This is a genomic window from Exiguobacterium sp. Leaf187, from assembly GCF_001423925.1.
GTDB classification, from domain to species: Bacteria; Bacillota; Bacilli; order Exiguobacteriales; family Exiguobacteriaceae; genus Exiguobacterium_A; species Exiguobacterium_A indicum.
Genome location: NZ_LMPR01000004.1, coordinates 1 through 20,363, shown reverse-complemented (window position 1 = coordinate 20,363; position 20,363 = coordinate 1). Strand labels below are relative to the sequence as shown.

19 protein-coding genes and 1 riboswitch are annotated in these 20,363 nt (G+C 50.8%); all 19 genes read right to left on the bottom strand.

The features are described from left to right. Positions 1–9 precede the first annotated feature (9 nt). The 19 genes from pcrA to ASF99_RS00925 all read right to left on the bottom strand — a co-directional run bounded on the left by pcrA (position 10) and on the right by ASF99_RS00925 (position 20,202). Entirely contained in the window at positions 10–2,235 is a 2,226-nt protein-coding gene (gene pcrA / locus ASF99_RS01015) for a DNA helicase PcrA (protein WP_050678990.1), read from the bottom strand. 45 nt (positions 2,236–2,280) lie between these two features. Continuing rightward, the gene (locus ASF99_RS01010) at positions 2,281–2,976 is read right to left on the bottom strand and encodes a heptaprenylglyceryl phosphate synthase (protein WP_174316006.1); all 696 of its coding nucleotides are present in this window, start codon (positions 2,974–2,976) and stop codon (positions 2,281–2,283) included. A 62-nt stretch (positions 2,977–3,038) separates the two neighbouring features. Continuing rightward, complete coding sequence (locus ASF99_RS01005) at positions 3,039–3,263, bottom strand: hypothetical protein (protein ID WP_035398958.1); 225 nt, start codon at positions 3,261–3,263, stop codon at positions 3,039–3,041. A gap of 12 nt (positions 3,264–3,275) precedes the next feature. Then, positions 3,276–4,655: a TrkH family potassium uptake protein gene (locus tag ASF99_RS01000; RefSeq protein WP_050678989.1), complete on the bottom strand. Its 1,380-nt coding sequence runs from the start codon at positions 4,653–4,655 to the stop codon at positions 3,276–3,278. A gap of 37 nt (positions 4,656–4,692) precedes the next feature. After that, positions 4,693–5,007: a YerC/YecD family TrpR-related protein gene (locus ASF99_RS00995; protein ID WP_023467078.1), complete on the bottom strand. Its 315-nt coding sequence runs from the start codon at positions 5,005–5,007 to the stop codon at positions 4,693–4,695. 68 nt (positions 5,008–5,075) lie between these two features. Beyond that, positions 5,076–6,815: an adenine deaminase C-terminal domain-containing protein gene (locus ASF99_RS00990; protein WP_023467077.1), complete on the bottom strand. Its 1,740-nt coding sequence runs from the start codon at positions 6,813–6,815 to the stop codon at positions 5,076–5,078. A 210-nt stretch (positions 6,816–7,025) separates the two neighbouring features. After that, on the bottom strand, positions 7,026–8,288 hold the full coding sequence (purD, locus tag ASF99_RS00985) for a phosphoribosylamine--glycine ligase (protein ID WP_055966586.1): 1,263 nt from the start codon (positions 8,286–8,288) through the stop codon (positions 7,026–7,028). 15 nt (positions 8,289–8,303) lie between these two features. After that, on the bottom strand, positions 8,304–9,824 hold the full coding sequence (purH, locus tag ASF99_RS00980) for a bifunctional phosphoribosylaminoimidazolecarboxamide formyltransferase/IMP cyclohydrolase (protein WP_035398962.1): 1,521 nt from the start codon (positions 9,822–9,824) through the stop codon (positions 8,304–8,306). Continuing rightward, positions 9,821–10,396, bottom strand: coding sequence for a phosphoribosylglycinamide formyltransferase (purN, locus tag ASF99_RS00975; protein WP_023467073.1), 576 nt, complete (start codon positions 10,394–10,396; stop codon positions 9,821–9,823). The genes purH and purN overlap by 4 nt, the downstream gene beginning before the upstream one ends. Further along, a complete protein-coding gene (gene purM / locus ASF99_RS00970; RefSeq protein WP_055966583.1) occupies positions 10,393–11,427 on the bottom strand; it encodes a phosphoribosylformylglycinamidine cyclo-ligase in 1,035 nt (344 codons plus the stop codon). Before purM ends, purN begins: the two co-directional genes overlap by 4 nt. 16 nt (positions 11,428–11,443) lie before the next feature. Continuing rightward, positions 11,444–12,853: an amidophosphoribosyltransferase gene (gene purF / locus ASF99_RS00965; protein WP_023469885.1), complete on the bottom strand. Its 1,410-nt coding sequence runs from the start codon at positions 12,851–12,853 to the stop codon at positions 11,444–11,446. Continuing rightward, positions 12,829–15,048, bottom strand: coding sequence for a phosphoribosylformylglycinamidine synthase subunit PurL (purL, locus tag ASF99_RS00960; RefSeq protein WP_035398968.1), 2,220 nt, complete (start codon positions 15,046–15,048; stop codon positions 12,829–12,831). Before purL ends, purF begins: the two co-directional genes overlap by 25 nt. Next, positions 15,029–15,712, bottom strand: coding sequence for a phosphoribosylformylglycinamidine synthase subunit PurQ (gene purQ, locus ASF99_RS00955; protein ID WP_023467070.1), 684 nt, complete (start codon positions 15,710–15,712; stop codon positions 15,029–15,031). Before purQ ends, purL begins: the two co-directional genes overlap by 20 nt. Then, a complete protein-coding gene (purS, locus tag ASF99_RS00950) occupies positions 15,709–15,957 on the bottom strand; it encodes a phosphoribosylformylglycinamidine synthase subunit PurS (protein WP_023467069.1) in 249 nt (82 codons plus the stop codon). The genes purQ and purS overlap by 4 nt, the downstream gene beginning before the upstream one ends. After that, positions 15,954–16,661 (bottom strand): phosphoribosylaminoimidazolesuccinocarboxamide synthase, encoded by a 708-nt coding sequence (gene purC / locus ASF99_RS00945; protein ID WP_023467068.1) that lies wholly within the window; start codon positions 16,659–16,661, stop codon positions 15,954–15,956. The genes purS and purC overlap by 4 nt, the downstream gene beginning before the upstream one ends. A 59-nt stretch (positions 16,662–16,720) precedes the next feature. After that, positions 16,721–18,016, bottom strand: a complete 1,296-nt coding sequence (gene purB / locus ASF99_RS00940; protein WP_055966580.1) for an adenylosuccinate lyase — start codon at positions 18,014–18,016, stop codon at positions 16,721–16,723. After that, positions 18,013–19,116: a 5-(carboxyamino)imidazole ribonucleotide synthase gene (gene purK, locus ASF99_RS00935; RefSeq protein ID WP_035398971.1), complete on the bottom strand. Its 1,104-nt coding sequence runs from the start codon at positions 19,114–19,116 to the stop codon at positions 18,013–18,015. The genes purB and purK overlap by 4 nt, the downstream gene beginning before the upstream one ends. After that, positions 19,113–19,604, bottom strand: coding sequence for a 5-(carboxyamino)imidazole ribonucleotide mutase (gene purE / locus ASF99_RS00930; RefSeq protein WP_023467065.1), 492 nt, complete (start codon positions 19,602–19,604; stop codon positions 19,113–19,115). Before purE ends, purK begins: the two co-directional genes overlap by 4 nt. Positions 19,605–19,693: 89 nt before the next feature. After that, a riboswitch (purine riboswitch) is annotated at positions 19,694–19,795 on the bottom strand. Positions 19,796–20,004: 209 nt separating this feature from the next. Further along, complete coding sequence (locus ASF99_RS00925; protein ID WP_023467064.1) at positions 20,005–20,202, bottom strand: NETI motif-containing protein; 198 nt, start codon at positions 20,200–20,202, stop codon at positions 20,005–20,007. Between the last annotated feature and the right edge of the window lie 161 nt (positions 20,203–20,363).

Here is a 20,363-nt window from a genome sequence, read left to right as displayed (position 1 = left end):
GACCTCCCGTCATACCTTTTTAATCGGTGCGAATTTCGCGAGCAATCGTTTGATTCCGACTGCTGGGAATGCGATATCGATTTCAAGATTATCCCCTTCACCACGAGTCTGGACGACTGTACCGAGTCCCCATTTCCCGTGCTCTGCCTTATCTCCGACCGACCAACCGAGCGTTTCCGCACCTGACGTCTTCATTGCTGTCGGTTTACTGATCGAGCGACCGATGACGGCCTTGCCTTGCGGGACAGGACGGTCTTCCCATGGGAGTGGCTTCGCTTTTTTACCAGTCCGCTCGATGACGACTTCCGGCAGCTCTGCTAGGAACCGTGATTCTTGGTTCGCGTTCGTCCGTCCATAAAGGGAGCGCATCCGCGCATGTGACAAGTAAAGGCGTTTCTCAGCACGTGTGATCCCGACATACGCGAGGCGACGTTCTTCTTCCATCTCGTCTTCATCTTGAAGCGAGCGGCTATGTGGGAACAATCCTTCCTCCATCCCAATCAAGAAGACGACAGGGAACTCGAGTCCTTTTGCCGAGTGAAGCGTCATCAACGTGACTTGTTCTTCCGGATCCGTCTCGTCGAGTGAATCAACATCGGCGACGAGTGTCAAATCAGTCAAGAAGGCGATGATCGTCCGGTCTTCTGGATCGGCTTTCGCCGTCTCCTTCTCAAAGTTTTGTGCAACGGTGATGAACTCGTTGATGTTCTCGAGACGACTCTGCGCTTCAAGTGTCTTATCTTCCTTCAGTACTTGGCGGTAGCCTGATTTCTCGAGCACTTCTTCGACTAGTTCCGAAAGGCTGATGAATTCTTGCATTTGGCTGAGTCCGAGAATCATCGTCCGGAAATCCGTCAGCTTCGCTGCCGTCTTTGGTGCGATACTCGACAATTCGATATCGCGAATCGCTTCCATCAATGACACACCTTGTAAGTCGGCGAAATCACGCAACTTATCAATCGTCGTCGCACCAATCCCGCGTTTTGGTTCGTTGACGATCCGCGCGAATGACAGGTCTTCATCTGGATTCGAAATCAATCGGAGATAAGCAAGCACGTCCTTGATCTCTTTACGATCGTAGAACTTCGTGCCGCCGATCATTTTGTACGGAACGTTCGACTTAAGAAGCGTTTCCTCGATCGCACGCGATTGCGCATTCGTCCGGTACAGAATCGCAATATCGCTCAGTTTCATCCCGTAACGAAGCGAGTTCCGAATCTCCTGGACGATATAAAAGGCTTCTTCCCGCTCATTCTCTGCCGTATGAACGACGAGCTTCTCGCCTTCATCATTATCCGTCCAAAGTTTCTTATCTTTGCGTGTCGAGTTGTTTTGGATGACATGGTTGGCTGCTTCCAAGATTCGTTTGGAAGAACGGTAGTTTTGCTCGAGTAAGATGACAGCTGCATTCGGATAGTCCTCTTCGAACGAGAGGATGTTCGCGATGTCAGCACCACGCCAGCGATAGATCGACTGATCCGAGTCTCCAACGACACAGAGATTCTGATGTCCCGATGCTAACAGGTTGACGAGATCATACTGGGCTTTGTTCGTATCTTGATACTCATCGACATGAATGTAGCGGAATTTCTTCTGATAGTAAGCAAGGACATCCGGACTCTTCTTGAACAATTCCGTCGTTTTTCCGATCAAATCATCAAAGTCGAGCGCGTTGTTCCGGCGTAAGACCGCTTCATATCCTTTATAGATTTCAGCAACTGTCTTTTCATACGGGCTCGTCACGATCGAGGCGTAGAATTCAGCACTGCGTAATTCATTTTTCTGTGACGAGATGATCGTCAGCATCGAACGTGGATCCCATTTTTTCGGGTCCAAGTTTTGTTCCTTTAAGACGAGCTTGATCGCCGACTGCTGATCACTTGAATCAAGAATCGTGAAGTTACGATCGTATCCAAGCTGATCGATGTCGCGACGTAACATCCGGACGCACATCGAGTGGAAGGTCGAGACCCAAATATCGTTCGCGACACCACCGACCAAACGACCGATCCGGTCTCGCATTTCTCGCGCCGCCTTGTTCGTGAACGTAATCGCGAGGATGTTCCACGGTGCGACTTGTTTAGCCGCCATCAAATAAGCGACCCGATGTGTCAGGACGCGTGTCTTCCCGGAACCGGCTCCTGCCATGATCAGCAGTGGACCTTCCGTATGCTTGACTGCTCTTGCTTGCTCAGGGTTTAGTCCACTGACGAGCTGTTCACTCAAATTAAACATATCAATAGCCTCATTTCTTATATTCCGAACTTTTGTTCCTATATTTTATCGTGTCGCTGCGACGGTCGCAAGCGCTGCTTTTAAATCCTCATAAATGACGTTCCCGACGACGATCGTATCCGCATACTGTAGCATCTCACGCGCTCGCTCTTCGGAGTCGATTCCTCCACCGTAAAACAGGCGTGCCTGCTTCAAGACATCGCGAACGGCTGCGACTCGTTCCGGTTCCCCGTAAACGCCGCTGTATTCGAGATACACGACCGGTAGACGGAAGACGCTATCCGCTAACTGCGCATAAGCGACGGTCTCATCTAATGTTAGCGGTTTTGCTTGTGTCACATGCGCGACCTTCGCGTCAGGATTCAGGACGATATACCCTTCCCCGACAAGATCAGCATGCGCCAGCATATGACCGACTTGTTCTAACGCCTCGACTTGTTTTTCGACGACGTACTCTAATGTACCCGCATTCAGGACCGTCGGTGTCAGATACGTATCAAATCCCATTGTTGCGGCTTCGAGTTCAGAAATCTCGAGTGCCACTGCGACTGGATACCGGCGCAAACGCATCAAGAGATCAAGCGTCGCATCGAGTGTGATGTCATCTGTTCCACCGACAAGAATCGCATCCGTTCCGGACGTCGCAATCGCCTGCAGGCTAGCATCATCAATTGGTTTTGCTGGATCTAGTTTAAAGACATGTCGCCATTCATTAAAAGGTAATAACACGGTTCGTCCCATCCTCTCTTTCTCATTCCACATTCAGTATAAAACAAAAAACCATCTCGCGCAGGGCGAGATGGTTAGACGTGTGTCCGTCGTTTCGTCAATAACGATGCGAGTAACAACGCAAAGACGGCATATACCGGCACGAACGCCCACGGTTCTGCCAAAAAGAAGCCGAGTACCGGAACGTCCAGTAACGGCGAATCCGGTGAACAGAGTGCTCGGCCGTTGACGAGCGCCAAAAACGGTAAGACAGGAACAGCAAAGATATAGGCGAAGTTGATCCAAAAGGCACGTTTCATAAAAGAGCCTCCTTATCCGATGATGACGGATTCCTTCGGATAGTTGTAGTTACGTTTCGGTTGGTTCGCTTTCAGGAGAAGAACGAACGAGATGACACCGATTCGACCGATGAACATCAACACGGACAACGTCCATTTTCCGATATCCGATAATTGATCCGTGATGCCGAGCGATAGACCGGTCGTTCCGAACGCTGAACAGGCTTCAAAAAACAGCACGAGGAACGGGGCATCTTCGACAAGCAATAAGACGATCAATCCGACCATCGTCACACCAGTCGAGACGACGATGACGACGAAGGCTTTCCAGATGTCTGACTGACCAATCTCACGACCGAAGATTTTGATCCCGTATTCGCCTCGGATGAAGGCGATGACACTCAAGACGGCGACGGCGAACGTCGTCGTTCGAATCCCCCCACCAACGGAAGACGGTGACGCTCCGATGAACATTAAGAGCGACAAGACGAAAATCGATGCCTGCGAGAAGGACGTGATGTCGACCGTCGTCAATCCCCCGTTTCGGGTCGTGACGGATTGGAACAAGGCGTCGACGAGCTTCTCATCGATCGGTAAACCTTTAAAGGATTGGTTCCATTCAAATAGCAGCAATGCTACCGTTCCGAATAGGACGAGAATGAAGAACGTTGACGCCGTCAATTTCGTAAATAGTGAAAAGTGATACGGTTGACGTGTCGCTTGGCGTGTCGCCCGGTACGAGATGTAGCGCCGGACTTCAACGAGTACCGGAAACCCGATTGCGCCGAGCGTCAGCAACAAAATTTGCATGAAGACGACGAACAAATCACCGCGAAACGGTAGTAACGATTCACCCGTGATATCAAAACCGGCATTCGTCGTCGCACTGACCGATCCAAACAGTCCTTGGAGCATCGCTTCACCGAGTGTCGGAAAATATTTCGTATAGTACAGCCCGAGAATCAATGCCCCAATCAATTCAATCGAGACAATGATCAAGATGACTTCGCGAATGTATTTGACGACCCCTTGCATCGTCGTCTGGTTCTGATCTCGGACGACGAGTTGGCGTTCCCGAAAGCCGATTCGTTTTCCGAGAATGACCCACATCGCGATATGAAGCGACATCAAACCAATTCCGCTGACTTGCACTAAAATCATGATCATGAAGTAGCCGAACGTCGTGAAGGTTTCTGAGACCGAGACCGTCGTCAAACCCGTGACACTGACACAACTAACCGCCATGAAGACGAGGTCCGTGAAATCCCAGTTGTAGTCTCCCTTGGTCGACCACGGCAGACCGAGTAGGATGATCCCGATGATGACCGCAACGAAGTAGATGATGACGAGCGACTGGATGGGCGTCAGCCTTCGAATGAAATGTTGAATTTTATGTTGTAACGCAAAATCCAATATGACACGCCCCCCTTCATAGAAGTAGCGGATAACATTAGTTATCCGCTACTTCTTGCTCGATAAGACCTAGGCGGGCAAGCGCCAGATCATAACCGCCCGAACCGTAGTTCAAGCAACGTTTGACACGCGAGATCGTTGCTGTTGAAGCACCGGTCGCCTTTTCGATTTTGTGATACGTATTGCCTTCACGTAATTGACGTGCGACTTCAAGACGTTGGGCGAGCGCCTGGATTTCGTTGACGGTCGCTAAGTCTTCGAACAACGTATAACAATCTTCTAATGAATCCATCTTCATGATGGCTGTAAATAACTGATCCAATTCTTTTCCACGCAATTTATCGAGTTGCATCTTGTGACTCCCTTTCCCATTCAATTGCTCTTTAATAGTTTAAAGCGCGACGTTTTAAAATTCAAGCATCATCGCAAAATCGCTGGGAAAAGGACTTTTTTCCGAAGGACTTCGTATATTCCCTGCGGCGTGATCCGCACATATGGCAAGTGAGTTGATGCTAGGAATAGCAACGTATAGACAGGATCTTCAAACGCATAACCGCGTTCGAACAAGGCTTCCCGTAGAGCGGTTTCCTGAACGATCAAATCTTCGAGTGGCAAGTCGGACGTCTGCCCCATCAAGGTCAACGGAACTTCAGCGATGACTTCTCCGTCCTCGACGAGAACGATTCCGCCGCCGAACGCTTTCATTCGATCAAACGCGACTTGCATGTCTCGTTTCGATTTACCGATCATCAAGATATCACCGCTAATCGAGTACGAACTGACGAGACCACCGACTTGTGTCGCAAAGTTTTTCAGAACGGTATTCAGTCGCCACTTCCCTTCCCGGTCGAGTAACATCAGGAAGGATTCATCACATCCTGTCGGTAGCACAGGCACACTTGTATCGTGTTCGACTTGATAGAGCTTCATGATGACGGAATTGACCATCTCAAGACCAACCGGCATGCTAAACGAAAAATCCTGTTCCGTTAAGGAAACCTGGACTTCCGAGCGTGGCATGAGCGCATAGACAGCATCAAGCGCTTCTGCCGGGTAACAGGGGATGTCGGCTTGACGGACCCATGTGCCGCGCGCAAGTACGGCGACAGGTGTCGGTGCATCTTTTGCCTCAAGGAAATTGAGATGCGCGATTCGTCCTGGTGCGATACTCCCGAGTAGATGATCGAGATTAAAATGACGCGCTGCATTGTACGACGCGATCCGGTACGCTTCTTCGACCGGGATGCCTGCCTCGAGCATCAATCGGATCGTCTCATCCATCATGCCTGCCTTATAAAAGGACGGCGTTGAACCATCTGTCGTCACTAGCACCTTATCGAACTGCGTCAACCCTGCTTCGACGAGACCTTTGAAGATATCCGGTAGATCTGGACGAATCGATGAATAACGAATTGTCGTCGTATAGCCAAGTTCAAGACGTGTCATCGCTTCTTCGACCGTCATCGCTTCGTGATCGCTCGTCACGCCATACAGCGCCATCTTCGTCAGCGTCTTCGCTGAAGCACCAGGGAAATGACCTTCGATCGGTTTTCCGAGTTTGATCGCATCCTGCATCCAATGGAGCAATTCATCGTCCCCTTGCGAGAGACGTGGCCATCCCGTCAACTCACCTGCTTGGATGACTTGTGGATGCTTGAGCCACGCTTGAATCCGGCGATTATCGATCGAGATACTGTCGGCATCAAGCTCGGTTTGTGCGTCGAGTCGTGCCCACCAGTACATCGAGGTTGGTAAGTCTGCTAGCGCCTCAACTTGAGCAAACGCTTGCTCCGTCGGCTCTAATAATAACAACATATTGTCGTTGACGAGCGTCGATGTTCCCCGCTCTGCTGCGAATTTTGCAAGACTCGCTGGATTGTAAAGTTGGAACGGATGGGCATGGGGTTCAATGTAACCGGGTACGATATATTGACCTGTCGCATCATGGTACGCATCGGCTTGTTCCGGCATCTCTGGACCGACATAGACGATCCGGTCGCCACTAATCCAGATGTTCGCCGTCCGCCATGCTTTGACACCATGATTCAGGTAAGTGGCATTCTGTATGACAAGTGTCGGTGCAAGCTTTCCGCTGATGACCGCTTGGTGTGTTCGTACTTCAGATTTCGTCCAAGGGGATCTTCCACAATTTTTTTTCACGAAAGCTCGACCTCCTTTGTTTTATTGAAAACGCTTTCTTATAGTTCTTATACTAAAATGTTGCTAAGTAAGTTTCAAGAAGTTTTGCCCCGTTCCGGATTCATTTGGTCAAAATAACACAAATTCGCCATGGAAGACAAATCTTTTCGTGCACTTCGCCAAGAAACAAAAAACCAGACGAGGCTCCTTCGAGCACGTCTGGTTCAGATATCATGATTCATGCGAGGCACGAAAGGCTTTTTGAGCGATATCAGTTCGGTAAAAGAATGGCTGATCCGTCACGTCTGGTAAGTTTGCATAGACCTGTTCGACAGCCTGCTCGATTGTCTCGGCACGGCTGACACACACGAGGACACGTCCACCAGCTGAGACAAGTTGATCGTTTCGTCCTGCCGTTCCGGCATGAAAGACGAGAAGATCATCCCCGATCTGGTCAAGTGGAATCACTTGTCCCGTTTTTGGCGCTTCCGGATATCCTTCTGCTGCGACGACGACACCGACAGCTGCTTGATCCGTCCAAACGACTTCTGGTGTCTGTCCGTCCATCAGCGGCATGATGACATCAAGCAACGGCGTCTCTAAGCGCGGGAGAATGACTTCTGTCTCCGGATCACCGAACCGAGCATTGAACTCGATGACGAACAGTCCTTGTTTCGTCAGCATCAGACCGGCATAGAGGAAGCCGGTGAACGGAATCCCTTCGCTTGCCATCTGATCGACGAGCGGCTGAATGATGCGATCAACAGCTTCTGTCGTCAACGCCGCTTCGTCCCACTGAGGTAGCGGAGAATACGCGCCCATTCCTCCTGTGTTCGGACCTAAGTCCCCGTCAAACGCCCGTTTATGATCTTGCGACAATACCATTGGAATGACCGTCTCTTCGTGAACGAATGCCATCAACGAACACTCTTCTCCGATCAGGCATTCTTCGATGACGACGCGGCTTTGTTGACCGTATTCCCCGGCAAACGTATCGTGGATTGCAACAAGCGCTTGGTCCACGGTTTCTGCGACTGTGACTCCTTTTCCGGCAGCGAGTCCGTCGGCTTTGATGACGATCGGTGCACCCGCTTCGCGAACATACGCTTCTGCTTCTGCTGCTGAAGTAAAGACGGCGTGAGCAGCGGTCGGAATACCGGCACGCGCCATCAATTCTTTCGCGAACTGCTTACTTCCTTCGATCGCCGCCGCTTCCCGTGTCGGTCCGAAGATTTGCAGTCCCGCTGCCTGAAAGGCGTTAACGACTCCGAGAACGAGTGGTCCTTCTGGTCCGACGATCGTCCAATCGATCTGTTCGTCTTGTGCGAACGTCACGAGTTCATCGATGGCATCTTCGGCGATCGGAACACATGTGGCTTGTGTCATCCCGGCATTCCCAGGCGCAGCATACACTGTCTCGATCCGTTCATCCTGTGCCAGCTTCCAGACGAGCGCGTGTTCACGCCCTCCTTTACCAATCACCAATACCTTCATTCAAATCGCCTCCGCTTAGTGTTTGAAATGTCGAACGTTCGTAAAGACCATCGTAATGCCATGTTTGTTACACGCATCGATTGACTCTTGGTCGCGAATCGAGCCGCCTGGTTGGATAATTGCCGTAATGCCAGCTGCTGCTGCCGCTTCGACCGTATCGCCCATTGGGAAGAAGGCATCGGAAGCAAGGGACGCGCCAATTGCTTTTTCTCCGGCTTGCGTAATCGCGATGTTCGCTGAACCAACACGGTTCATCTGTCCTGCACCAACGCCGACCGTTACTTCGTCTTTCGCGAGAACGATCGCATTCGACTTGACGTGTTTGACGGCGCGCCATGCGAGTTTCAAGTCCTCCCATTCCGCTGCTGTCGGTTTGCGGTCCGTGACGACGCGTGCGGCTGCATCATCGAGCGTCTCATCGTCACTGTCTTGGACGAGCATGCCGCCAGCGACTGCCGTATAACGGATCGCTTGGACACGTTTGACGTCGAGTTCAAGCAGACGGATGTTCTTTTTCGCTGACAACAAGGCGAATGCTTCTTCCGTGAAGGATGGTGCGATGATGATCTCAAGGAAGATGCCGCTTAATTGTTCTGCTGTCTCTAGGTCAACTTCACGGTTCAAGGCGACGATGCCACCGAAGATTGATACTGGATCTGCTGCATGTGCGCGGCGGAATGCCTCTCCAATCGTTGGACCGACGGCAACTCCACACGGGTTCATGTGTTTGACGACGACGGCTGCTGCTTCGCGGAACTCATCAAGGATTTCGAGTGCGGCGTTGGCATCTTGGATGTTGTTATACGACAACTCTTTACCGTGCAACTGTTTCGCTGAAGCGAGGGAAGCCCCACGGTAAATCGGTGTTTTATAAAAGGCTGCTTCTTGATGTGGATTTTCTCCGTATCGAAGGTCTTGGACTTTCTCAAGCGTGATCGTCAACTGATCGGGGAACTTCTCGCCTGTTTGCGTCAAGAAATAATCCGCGATCAACGCATCGTACGCCGCTGTATGCCGGAAGGCTTTCGCCGCAAGACGTTGACGTGTCTCAAACGTCGTACCGCCTTCACGAATCTCAGCAACGACCGTTTCGTAATCAGCTGGGTCGACGACGACCGTGACAGCCGCGTGGTTTTTCGCTGCTGAACGCAACATGCTTGGCCCACCGATATCGATGTTCTCGATCGCATCGGCATAGGCGACGTCTTCTTGTAAGACCGTCTGCTTGAACGGATACAGATTGACGACGACGAAATCAATCGGTTGAATCTGTTGCGCAGCCATCTGCTCACGATGGGATTCAAGATCACGACGACCGAGTAATCCACCATGAACCATTGGATGGAGCGTTTTGACACGCCCATCGAGCATTTCTGGGAATTGTGTGACTTCACTGATACCAATGACCGGAAGCCCAGCTTCCTCTAATGCTTGATGTGTTCCGCCTGTCGAGACGAGCTCGATCCCTGCTTCATGGAACGCTCGTCCTAATTCGACGATTCCTGTTTTATCCGACACACTAATTAACGCTCTCATACGTTTGCCTCCTCTTTCATCCACTCTTCGATGACTTGCGGATACAGTCTATGTTCGACACGCTGAATCGCTTGTTGCAATGTTTCACGCGTCATCTCTTCTGTAATCCGGACGGCTTCTTGGGCCATGATCGGTCCTGTGTCCATGCCTTCATCGACTATATGAATTGTAACACCTGTGATTTTAACTCCGCCACGAAATGCTTGTCCGATCGCATCTTTTCCCGGGAAGGCCGGCAGTAGCGACGGGTGGATGTTGACGATCCGCCCTGCGTATCGTCCGAGCAACTCTTCCCCAATCAATCGCATATAGCCGGCGAGAATGATCCGTTCAACGCCTTTTGCTTCAAGACGGGCAATGATTTCCCGCTCAAAACTCGGTTTATCCGGATAGTCCTTCGCCCGAAAGACGAAGACGTCACATCCGCGTCGTTTCGCCCGTTCAATGACTGCTGCGTCCGGTTGATCGCAGACGATCAGTTCAATCGAGGCATGTAACGTTCCTGCCTCGATTGCTTCAAAAAGTGCTTCGACATTACTACCGCTTCCTGATGCAAAACAGGCGATCTTCATGCGTCGACTCCTTGAATTCGAACACCTTCTTGATTGGTCACGTGACCAATCACGTACGCTGTCTCATTTTCACGAGCGAGGCGTGCTGTCACTTCCGCGACATCTTCCGGTTTGACGATCAACATGAAACCGATCCCCATGTTGAAGACATTATACATATCATGTCGTGGCAAATCACCCGCTTGCTCGAGCCAGTCGAAGACTGGTAACGTCGGCCACTTTTTCGGATCGAACGATGCGCCGAGCCCTTCCGGTAAGACGCGTGGTACGTTCTCGTAGAATCCACCACCCGTAATATGGACCATCGCTTGGATCTTTTCCGTCTCAAGGGCTGCTTTGACTGCTTCGACGTAGATACGTGTTGGCATGAGGAGCGCATTTCCGAGCGTATGACCGAGCATCATGACTTCATCTTCGTAGCGGAGTCCACTGTCGGCGACGATTTTACGGACGAGTGAGAACCCGTTCGAATGGACGCCAGACGAAGCGAGACCGAGAATGACATCTCCTGCTGCGACGTTATCACCTGTGATTAATTTTTGTTTCTCGACGGCACCGACGGCGAACCCGGCGATATCATATTCGCCGTCCGCATACATCCCTGGCATTTCCGCTGTTTCGCCGCCGATTAACGTACATCCCGCCTGGACGCAACCTTCTGCGACACCTGCGACGATCCGTTCGATCTTCGCCGGAATCGCATGACCGAGCGCGATATAATCAAGGAAATAAAGTGGTTCCGCGCCTTGGACGATGATATCGTTCACACACATCGCGACACAGTCGATCCCGATCGTATCGTGTTGTTCCAGTGCGAAAGCGAGCTTGAGTTTCGTACCGACACCATCTGTCCCACTGACAAGGATCGGTTCTTTCAACTGCAATTGGCTGAGGTCGAACATCGCACCAAAGCTACCGAGTCCCGTCAATACTTCTTTGCGCATCGAACGGGCGACGTGTTTTTTCATTCGGGTGACTGACTCATATCCTGCTGTCAGACTCACACCTGCTGCTTCGTAATGTTTGCTCATGTTCTTCCCCCATCTATCAAAGTTTAGCTTCTAACTCGAGCGAACCGAGCGGTGTCGGATACTCTCCTGTGAAGCAAGCGGTACATTGTCCTTTTAACGGTCCATCGAACGGGCGATCGATCGCATCGACCATGCCCGGTACAGTTAAGAATTCAAGGGAATCCGCACCGATTTCCTGACGGATTTCTTCCGGCATCAACCGAGCAGAGATCAGTTCTTCCTTCGATGAAGTATCAATCCCGTAATAACATGGATTCGTAATCGGTGGTGCCGTGATGCGGACGTGCACTTCCGTCGCACCCGCTTCACGTAACAAACCGACGATGCGACGACTCGTCGTTCCCCGGACGATTGAATCATCGACCATGATGACACGCTTTCCTTGTACGACGCCGCGTAGCGCGGACAACTTCATTTTGACCCCACGTTCCCGTAACTCCTGTGACGGCTGGATGAACGTCCGTCCGACATACCGGTTCTTGATCAATCCCATTTCATATGGAATACCGCTCGCTTCCGCGTAGCCAATCGCTGCCGAGATACTTGAATCCGGCACCCCGGTAACGACATCTGCTTCGACCGGTGCTTCTTCATACATCTTTTTCCCGAGTGCTTTGCGAGCCGTATGGACGTTGACGCCATCAATGATTGAATCTGGGCGCGAGAAGTAGATGTATTCCATCGAACACATTGCTCGTTCACGTGGTTCCATGTATTGACGAGACGACATGCCGTGTTCTGTGATCGTTACGAGCTCCCCTGGCTCGATATCACGAATGAACTCCGCGCCGACGATATCAAAGGCACATGTTTCTGACGCGAATACGATGCCGCCGTCTGGTGTCTTCCCAAGTGACAGTGGACGCAGTCCGTGTGGATCAACTGCTACGAATAACGTTTCTTCCGTTAAGAAAAGGAAGGCGAACGCCCCAACGAGACGCGCGAGACTGTCGGCAATCCGGTCTTCGAGTGTGTCGAGCTTACTGCGTTTGACGAGATGGGCGACGACTTCCGTATCACTCGTCGTCTGAAAGATGGCACCCTCTGCTTCTAACAGGTGCTTCAGTGAATCCGCGTTGACGAGGTTTCCGTTATGTGCGAGAGCAAGATCTCCCGTCCGCGATTTGAAATGCAGCGGTTGAGTGTTCTCAAGCGTGTTTCCTCCTGCTGTCGAATACCGGACATGTCCGATTGCATGATGTCCTTTCAGATTCGTCAGTGTCTCTTCCGAAAAGACTTCCGTTACGAGTCCTTGCCCGCGATGTGGGAAGAGGTCGTCACCGTCACTCGTGACGATGCCTGCCCCTTCTTGTCCCCGGTGTTGCAAGCTATGCAAGCCGTAATAAGCAAGTTGCGCCGCATTCGGTTGTCCGAAGATCCCGAAGACGCCACACTCCTCATTTAGTCCTTTGATGTCATATAACACGCGATTGCTCCTTCCCAGTCTCCCTGTAAGGTCGAACGGTCTGCTTCGATCCGTGTCTCTGCCGTTTCGATGACGAGAAGCTCATCGTTCGTAACGACACCGATCGCTTGAGCACCAGTCCGTTGTTCGAATGCTGTGACGTGCGCTTGTGGCACCGTAACGATGAAGCGTGATTGCGATTCGCTGAACAGGTGTAAGGTCGGTCCGTCGAACTGAACCGTCAACCCGAGGTTCGTCCCAAACGTCATCTCAGCGAGAGCGATGGCAAGACCACCTTCTGATACATCATGCATCGCATTGACTTCACCTGCTTGTACTGCCTGCTGTAACAATTGTAAGCGTGCGTGTTCGACGGCTAAATCGATCTGTGGTGCGCGACCGAATGATTTACCGAATTGCATATATTGAAGTTCACTGCCGCCAAACTCGGCTGTTGTTTCTCCTAATAGATAAATCTGGTCACCAGCTTGTTTGACGTGTTGTGTCGTGATCCATTCGGTTTGCTCGTGTAATCCAACCATTCCGACGACCGGTGTCGGGTGAACCGCTTGACCGGCTGACTCGTTGTAGAGTGAGACGTTTCCACCGATGACAGGTGTCTCAAGGACACGACATGCTTCTGCCATACCGGCTGTTGCTTGTTGCAACTGCCAGAAGCCTTCTGGTTTATCCGGATTTCCGAAGTTCAGACAATCCGTGATGGCGAGTGGTGTCGCCCCACTCGCGACGATATTACGTGCTGCTTCTGCTACCGCAATCTGTCCACCGACGTATGGATCCAAGTAGACGAAACGGCTGTTACAGTCGGTCGTCATCGCGAGCGCTTTGTTCGTGCCGCGGACACGAATGACGGCTGCGTCTGATCCTGGTGCGACGACGGTCGATGTCTGGACCATATGATCGTACTGATCGTAGACCCAGCGTTTTGAAGCGATCGTCGGCTGACGGAGTAACGCCCGCCATGTCTCAACGACATCTTCGACGACTGGAAGCGTCTCTTCCATCGCTTGGAATGCTTCATAATACGCAGGAACGCGGGATGGTTTTTCGTAGACTGGTGCTTCTTCTGCTAACGCATCAACCGGAACTTCTGCGACGATATCTCCATGATGAATCAACCGTAAGACTTTCTCTTCAATGACTTCTCCGACGTGAACGGCATGGAGTCCCCATTTGCTGACGATTGCTTCGATCTCTGCTTCGCGACCACGCTTGACGACGAGTAACATCCGCTCTTGTGATTCCGAGAGCATCATTTCGTAGGCAGTCATCCCTGTCTCTCGTTGCGGGACGTCATCGAGGTGCATCTCGATGCCCATACCGGCTTTTGAAGCCATCTCTGCTGAAGACGATGTCAGTCCGGCAGCACCCATGTCCTGCATCCCGACGAGTGCCGGATGCCCGACGATTTCAAGACACGCTTCAATCAATAGCTTCTCCATGAATGGATCGCCGACTTGAACAGCCGGACGTTTTGCTTCCGTATCCTCTCCGAGATCCTCCGAGGCAAACGTCGCACCATGGATCCCGTCGCGTCCAGTAGCTGCACCGACGTACATGACCGAGTTGCCGACACCTTTTGCCTGACCTTTTTGAATATCGGCATGGTTGATTAAACCGATACACATCGCGTTGACGAGTGGATTGCCTTCATACGAGCGATCAAATCCGATTTCGCCACCGATCGTTGGAATACCGACACAGTTGCCGTAACCGGCGATTCCGGCGACGACTTGTTCGAACAATTGATTGACACGTGGTGTACCGAGATGACCGAAACGGAGCGAGTTCATGAGTGCGACCGGTCGTGCGCCCATCGAGAAGATGTCACGAATGATTCCGCCGACGCCTGTCGCAGCCCCTTGATACGGTTCAACAGCGGATGGATGGTTGTGGCTTTCGATCTTAAAGACGACTGCCTGCTCATCGCCGATATCAACGACACCTGCACCTTCCCCTGGTCCTTGTAAGACACGTGGTCCAGTCGTCGGGAATTGACGGAGGACAGGTTTAGATGTCTTGTATGAACAATGCTCGGACCACATGACTGAGAACAATCCTGTTTCCGTATAGTTCGGTTGGCGTCCGAGTAAATCGACGACCATCTGGTATTCTGTATCACTCAAGCCCATCGTGGCATAGACGCGTTGCTCTTGAATCAATTCTGGTGTTGGTTCAGACTGTTGTTTTAGCATGGTGTGCCCCCTGTTTGACGAGTGAAGTAAAGAGTTTTAGTCCATCTGTTCCGCCGGTCAAGAGTTCGACCGCTCGTTCCGGGTGTGGCATCATCCCAAGAACGTTGCCGGCTTTGTTCGTGATTCCGGCGATATCGCCGCGCGAGCCGTTCGGATTGTCGACATATGTGAAGGCGATTTGTCCGTTCGTTTGCAGCATCGCGTAAGTCGCATCGTCGCAGTGGTAGTTTCCTTCACCATGCGCAATCGGAATCGAGATCGTCTCGCCTGGCAGGTAATCCGATGTAAAACGTGTCTTTGTATTCTCAACCTTTAGTTCAACCGTCCGGCACATGAACTTCAAGCCGTTGTTTCGGTGCAAGACACCTGGTAAGAGTCCCGCTTCGACAAGGATCTGGAATCCGTTACATACCCCGAGGACCGTTTTCCCTTCTGCCGCAAAACGTTTGACTTCTTCCATGATCGGTGAGAAGCGCGCGATCGCGCCGCAACGAAGGTAATCTCCGTAGGAGAATCCGCCCGGTAACAGGACGCCGTCGTAGCCTTCAAGTGATGTTTCGGTATGGAAGACGTATTCAGCTTCTTCTCCGAGAGCATCCTTGACCGCATGGTACATATCTAAATCACAGTTCGATCCCGGAAAGACGATGACCGCGAACTTCATGCTGGCGTCACCTCTTCGATCGTAATCTGGTAATCTTCCATCACCGTGTTGACGAGTAGTTTTTGACACATCTCATGAATCATCGCTTCTGTCGTTTCCGTTTCAACGAGCAGTTCAATCTGTTTTCCGATTCGGACACTCTCGACACCCGTAAAACCAAGCTGTTGCAATCCGCCTTTTACAGCAACTCCTTGTGGATCTAAAATGCTTTCCCGTAATGCGATCGATACGATGACTTTTTTCATTGTGTGTTTCCTCCTAGGCGATTGAATAGTGTTTGGTAGGTCTCTGTCAGTGAACCGATGTTGCGGCGGAAGACATCTTTATCGAGATGTTCTCCAGTTGCTTGATCCCACAAACGGCATGTATCTGGTGAAATCTCATCAGCTAGCAGAATCGTTCCGTCTGCCATCTTTCCGTATTCCAGTTTAAAATCAATCAACGTGATTCCGTTTTGACGGAAGTAAGGTTGCAAGACTTCATTCACGCGAAGTGCCTTGTCCGACAACTGTTTCAACTCTTCAGAAGTCGCAATCTTCAGTAAATTGATGTGTGATGAGGTGACAAGTGGATCGCCTAACGTATCATCTTTATAGTAGAACTCAACGATTGGTGTTTCGAGTACCGTACCTTCTTCGATACCGAGCCGTTTACTCAAGCTTCCCGCGACGACGTTTCTGACGACGACTTCGAGTGGAATGATGGTGACACGACGTACGAGCTGTTCGCGCTCCGAGACACGTTCAATGAAATGTGTCGGAATGCCCGCTTGTTCGAGGATTTCAAAGAAATGACTCGTCAACCGGTTGTTCAATTCGCCTTTTCCAGCAAAGACTTCTTTTTTCTCGCCGTTGAATGCCGTGGCCTCGTCTTTATAGACGATCCGGAGCACATCCTGCTCCTGCGTCGTGTACAATCGTTTTGCTTTTCCTTCATAAAGTGGTTGCATCGCTTTCGTCCCCCATGATCCTAAGATGTAGACGGGGCAAGTGCCCCGTCTCAGGTTGATTAGTTCAAGCCACACCGTTCAAAGATTTCATCGACACGACTCGTATGATACGTCGGATCGAAACACGCATCGAGCTCTTCTTCTGTGAAAAGCTGTTGAATGTCCTGTTCTTGCCACAATAAGTCACGGAACATGATTTGTTCTTCCCACGCCTGCATCGCACGCGGTTGAACGAAATCATACGCTGCTTCACGCGACCAGCCTTTTTCGATTAAAGCGAGTAAGACATGTCCAGAGAAGATGACACCAAACGTCCGGTCCATGTTCCGCTTCATGTTGTCCGGGAAGACCGTCAAGTTCTTCACGATGTTTCCGAAACGGTTCAACATATAGTTGAGTAGTCCTGTCGCATCCGGAAGAATGATGCGTTCGGCCGAAGAATGCGAGATGTCACGTTCGTGCCAGAGTGAAACGTTCTCGTATGCCGTCACCATGTGTCCACGGATGACTCGAGCAAGACCTGTCATGTTCTCTGAACCGATCGGATTTCGCTTGTGCGGCATCGCCGATGATCCTTTTTGACCTTTAGCGAAGAATTCTTCGACTTCACGTGTTTCCGTTTTTTGCAGACCTCGGATTTCCGTTGCCATCTTTTCGATCGATGTCGCGATCAAAGCCAGTGTCGACATGTAGTGTGCATGACGATCACGTTGTAACGTTTGCGTGGAGACCGGAGCAGGCTTTGTCCCTAACTTTTCGCAGACATACTTTTCAATGAACGGATCGATGTTCGCGAATGTTCCGACGGCACCTGACATCTTGCCATATTCGACCGTCTCACGTGCTGCTTTGAAACGGACTTTGTTTCGTTTCATCTCTTCATACCAAAGCGCTAGTTTCAGACCGAACGTCGTCGGTTCTGCATGTACGCCATGTGTGCGTCCCATCATGACCGTATATTTATGTTCGTTCGCTTTGACTTTTAAGATGTCGATGAACCGATCGAGATCTGCAGCAAGAATGTCGTTTGCTTGCTTCAACAGATACGAGAGTGCTGTATCGACGACGTCCGTTGACGTGAGTCCGTAATGGACCCACTTGCGTTCTTCTCCAAGTGTTTCAGAGACAGCGCGCGTAAAAGCGATGACATCATGACGTGTCTCTTGCTCGATTTCAAGGATGCGGTTGACATCAAATGAGGCATTGTCCCAAAGCAACTGGACGTCCTCTTTCGGGATGACCCCTAGTTCACTCCATGCTTCACACGCAAGGATCTCGACTTTTAACCAAGCCTCGAATTTGTTTTGTTCGGTCCAGATCGCTTTCATCTCAGGACGTGTATACCGTTCGATCATTGAACTGTCTCCTTCCATATCGACAGGCGTTCGACTTCTGCCAAAGCATCGTCGACGGTATCCGCAAGAATGTTCAAATGGCCCATCTTGCGTCCTGTCTTGGCTTCTGCTTTTCCATATAAGTGAACTTTCGTCCGAGCGTTTAGTCTCGGTAGTTCCTCGTATAATGCTGTGACATGCTGACCCAGGATGTTCGCCATGACGACCGGTGTCGTCAGACGGGTATCACCGAGTGGGAGACCACTGATGGCACGGATATGTTGCTCGAATTGGGATGTTTCGCAAGCATCAATCGAATAGTGACCCGAATTGTGTGGTCGGGGTGCTAGTTCATTGACGATTAGTCGAGAACCAACGACAAACAACTCGATGGCCAGTGTACCGATCAGCCCGACGGCATCCGCGATCGATTCAGCGAGCGCAATTGCTTCTTGTTCGAGCGATTCAGAAATGCGTGCCGGTACAATCGATAGATGCAAAATGTTCTCTTGGTGAATGTTCTCACTGACTGGGAAGACACGTGTTTCTGTTGCGCTTCGAGTGACGATGACGGAAATTTCCTGATCAAACGGTAACCACTGCTCCGCAACATACTCTGTCGGTTCGAATCGTTCGATTGCCGCTTGGAACTGTTCTTCCGTCTGGATGACGGTCTGTCCTTTTCCGTCATAGCCGAATCGTGCTGTCTTCAAGACGAACGGTAACCCGAGTCGCTGTTTTGCTTCCTCTAAGTCAGAAGGATGCGTCACCGGATAGTACGGAGCGACAGAGTGTCCAATGCGTTCAATCATCTCTTTTTCCCGTACCCGATGTTGCGTTTGAAAAAGGAGATCCGTTCCATGAATCAGTTTCGTCCCGATTGCTTCAGCGACTTCCGTTGAGATGTTCTCAAATTCGTAGGTGACGACATCTGATTCAGCTGCGAGCTGTTTGGCTGCCTCGACATCCGTGAAGGGAGCTTGGATATGTTGATCCGCCACTTGCGCACATGGTGCGTTGTCTGTTGGGTCGAGTGTCAAAATCTCAAAGCCCATCTCACGCGCCGACAGAGCCATCATTCGACCAAGTTGACCGCCGCCTAATATCCCGATTCGTTTCATAGCAGGTTCCCTCCAGATGCAATGACGTCTCCTTCTAGTTCGACTCGCATATGATCGAGCTTGCGGGCAAGTCGTTCATCTTGAATCGAGAGAATTTGAGCAGCTAGCAATCCGCCGTTTTTTGCGCCTGCTTCTCCGATGGCAACCGTTGCGACCGGTACGCCACCTGGCATTTGAACGATCGAGAGCAAGGAATCAATTCCTTGGAGCGCTCTACTCTTCACAGGAACACCGATGACGGGTAATGTCGTTTTAGCAGCGACCATGCCCGGTAGATGAGCAGCACCGCCTGCACCGGCAATGATGACCTTCAGTCCTCGTTCACGTGCTGATTCAGCATAACGAAACATTAGATCCGGTGTCCGGTGTGCGGAAACGACTTTCTTTTCGTATGGAATCTCAAGTTGCTCCAACACATCACATGTATGTTTCATCGTTTCCCAATCCGATTGACTTCCCATGATGACGCCGACTTCTACATTTCCCATCGCTGTTTCCTCCTTTGTGCATAAAAAAAGCCCAAACCACGGCTAAAAGGGTGGCTTAGGGTATAAAAAGGTACGCCAAAGAAATATCGACGAACATCCATATACCCCATAGTCCAACGATTTAGGGTCGTTGGGTAGAAACTTGCAAGCCATATCCCTGCTATTATACGAGGTGTTTATATTCAATCATCCTGTCACGACTTCATCTTAACAAGTCCATCCCAAGGCGTCAACCAAAGGCGAACAATTTAATTGTCTGAAAATTTATCGTTCGGTTTTAAAAGTAGTTTTTCTGATTTCATCTAGTGTCCATTCGGAGTTTATTTTCTTGAAAGGCATCACATGGAATCAAGCACTAAAAAAAGCACCCTCCACATGATTCGGAGGATGCTCTAGGCAGTTATTCGTTCTCTTTCACTTTGCAATCGAAGACGATTTGCTGACGAATTGGATACGGTTCGCCATTAGCGTCTAATCCAAAGATCGGTTCTTCTCGTCGGACCGTCGGGCGGTATCCCATGGCATCGATACGATCCAAACAGGCACCAATCGTCTCGTTCTCTTCGACGGCTACGCGTAGTTTCGTTTTTTTCGCCATATCCCTGTTCAGTCCCTTCATTAAAATGAATACATGTCTTTCTACAAAAAGACACAAAAAAGCGGCGGCCCTTGAGCGTATGCTCCAGAACCACCGTTTGCCTGGCAACGTCCTATCCTCACAGGGGGAAGCCCCCAACTACTTTCGGCGTTCAAGTGCTT